The 2,741-nt window shown below is 74.0% G+C and carries 3 protein-coding genes; 2 read left to right on the top strand and 1 reads right to left on the bottom strand.

What is annotated here, in order from left to right; translation table 11 throughout:
• On the bottom strand, nucleotides 1-789 hold a 789-nt coding region (locus tag H5J30_RS25940), incomplete at its 3' end, for a LysR family transcriptional regulator (RefSeq protein WP_181789769.1).
• A 96-nt stretch (nucleotides 790-885) separates the two neighbouring features.
• On the opposite strand from H5J30_RS25940, the gene H5J30_RS25945 reads away from it, so the two are divergent.
• Both H5J30_RS25945 and H5J30_RS25950 read left to right on the top strand, forming a co-directional pair.
• Nucleotides 886-1,800, top strand: coding sequence for a helix-turn-helix transcriptional regulator (locus H5J30_RS25945; protein WP_181789771.1), 915 nt, complete (start codon nucleotides 886-888; stop codon nucleotides 1,798-1,800).
• A gap of 90 nt (nucleotides 1,801-1,890) precedes the next feature.
• Nucleotides 1,891-2,730 (top strand): dioxygenase family protein, encoded by an 840-nt coding sequence (locus H5J30_RS25950; RefSeq protein WP_181789770.1) that lies wholly within the window; start codon nucleotides 1,891-1,893, stop codon nucleotides 2,728-2,730.
• Nucleotides 2,731-2,741: the final 11 nt, after the last annotated feature.

Consider the following 2,741-nt stretch of genomic DNA (forward strand, 5'->3'; position numbering starts at 1 on the left):
CCCCACCAGCGGCCGGGTGGCCAGCCCCGGGGTCGGCGGGAACGTCGCGCGGCACAGCCCCACCGCCCGCCCCACCTGGGCCAGATGGACGCAGGAGGCGCTGTCCGTCTCGTACACGGAGGCGGGCGTGAACCCGGCGCGGATGCAGGCCGCGGCGAAGCAGTCGCCGAAGCAGCCGTCGCCGGGCACGTCGGTCCAGCTCTCCCCCGCCAGGTCGCGCAGCTCGATCTGGCGGTTCCCGGCAAGCCGGTGTTCGGCGGCGAGCATGACGAAGACGGGGTCGGTGCCGACGTTCTGCCACACGAGCCGGTCGGTCAGCGGCGGGCGGCTGTCGCCGCAGACGCCGATCAGGGCGAAGTCCAGCCGCCCTTCCGCGACCATGCCGGCCAGTTCGCGCACGGACCAGCGGGTGTACGTCGTCACGGGGGTGGCCGGGTGCGCCGTGGCGACCCGGTCGATGAGGCCGCCGAGCAGCGGGCCGTGGGTGCCGCCCAGCCGGAAGCGCGGCATCCCGCCCCACGCGCGGGCGAACCGCACCGCGTCCTGCTGCAGTTCGAGCACGCCGGGCAGCAGCACCCGGGCGCGGTCGAGGACGAGCTCGCCGAGCGCCGTCGGGCGTACGCCGTGCCTGCCCCGGTCGAAGAGCGGGCCGCCGAGTGCGCGTTCGATGCGCTTCAACTGCGCGCTGAGCGCGGGCTGGGCGAGCCCGAGCGCGGTGGCGGCCCGGGTGAGGCTGCCTTCCTCGGCAATGGCCCGAATGGTCTTCAGGTGCCGCAACTCCAGGTCCATGCGGTCAGCTTGCGGTCCTGCGGCGGCCCCGGCAACCTTTTGGTCCGGACCAATGTCGAGGAGGGTGAACACGAGGTGTCCGCTGACCCCGTCCCCATGCACCGGCTGGAGGTCCCCGCCCCGGAGGTCCTCCCCTTCGCCCTCGGGTCGTTCGACTCGATCGGGCCCCTGTCGCGCGCCGGGTTCCCGCACCGGCACACGTTCCACGAGATCGTCTACGTACGCGCCGGCAGCGGCCACCACGTGGTCGACCAGCGCAGGTGGCCGATCGCCCCGCCGCACCTGGGCATCGTCACCCCGGGGCAGGTCCACCACTGGGAGGGGGCGGCCGGCCTCGACGGCTGGGTGATGATCTTCACCGAGGACTTCCTGCTGCCCACCCCCGAGGACCGGCACCGGCTGCGCGAGCTGTCCCGGATCTCCTGGCTCAGCCCCGACCCCCGCTCCGCGGGGATCCTCGGGGCGCTCTTCGCGGAGATGCGGCGGGAGTACGCCGGGCGGGCCCCCGGCTTCATCAGCGTGCTCCAGTCGTACCTGCACGTCCTGCTGATCCGCGCGGACCGGCTGTCCCGGACGGCGCGCACGGCACCGGAGGGCGGCGAGGGCGCCGCGGGGCCGGCGGCGGGCCGGGCCGCGGAGATCGCCCGGCGCTTCGACCGGCTGCTGGCCGAACCCGGGCCCGCGGTGGCCGAGTTGTCCGTGCGCGGCTGCGCGGCGAGCGTGGGCGTGTCGGTGGGCTACCTGAACGAGGCGGTCAAGCGGGTCACCGGACTCACCCCCGGCCATCTGATCCGGCAGGCGCAGGCCCGCGAGGCCAAGCGGCTGCTGGCCGCGACCGATCTGACCGTACGCCAGGTGGCCCGGCTGGCCGGGTTCTCCGACCCCGCGTACTTCAGCCGGTTCTTCCGCCGGGAGACCGGCAGCAGTCCCGGCGACTTCCGCCGCGGCACCCGTGCGGATCACCACGATCGCCGGATTCTGTCCATCGACTGCCCCGGCACGTCCGAATAGCGTCACTGGCGCCCCGCTGAGCGGCGCCACCGCGCCGCCCGGGACCCGGGGTTCACGCCCCCACTCCCCCGACCGAGGAGCCGTGATGCCGTGACAGACCAGGACAAGTCCGCTCCGGACCAGGCCGCAGAGCCGCAGGAGAAGTCCGGGATCCGCCGCAAGGACCTGCTCAAGGCCGCGCTCGTCGCCGCGCCGCTGCCGCTGCTCGTCGGCAGCGCCGCCCCCGTCCTCGCCCGCGACCAGGCCGCCTCCGGCGTCGAGCTGACCCCGACGCCGGAGGCGTGCGACCCCGGGGACCCGCCGACGCGGCAGCAGACCGAGGGCCCGTACTTCAAGCCCAACTCCCCGCAGCGCACCTCGCTGGTCGAGCCGGGCACGCCGGGCACCCGGCTGACCGTGAGCGGTTACGTCTTCGGGCTCACCTGCCAGCCGATCCCGAACGCGCTGCTGGACTTCTGGCAGGCGGACGTGAACGGCGCGTACGACAACTCCGGCTACCGCTTCCGCGGCCACCAGTACAGCGACGCGCAGGGCCGGTTCAGCCTGCAGACGATCGTGCCGGGCCTGTACCCGGGCCGCACGCGGCACATCCACGTCAAGGTGCAGGCGCCGAACAACCCGATCCTGACGACGCAGCTCTACTTCCCGAACGAGCCCCGGAACAACACCGACACGATCTTCCACCCGTCGCTGCTCATGACGGTGCGGGACGTGGCCGGCGGCAAGGAGGGCACGTTCGACTTCGTGCTCAACGTCCGGCAGAACCCGGACCCGCCGGACCCGCCCGGGGGCACCTGGACGTCCGGCACCTCGTACCGGCCCGGTGACACCGTCACGTACGGCGACGTCACCTACCGCTGCCTCCAGGCGCACACCGCCTCCCCCGGCTGGGAGCCGCCGAACGTGCCCGCCCTCTGGCAGGCCGCCTGAAGAACGGCGCG

The sequence above is a fragment of the Streptomyces phytophilus genome, from assembly GCF_013870535.1.
GTDB classification, from domain to species: Bacteria; Actinomycetota; Actinomycetes; order Streptomycetales; family Streptomycetaceae; genus Streptomyces; species Streptomyces phytophilus.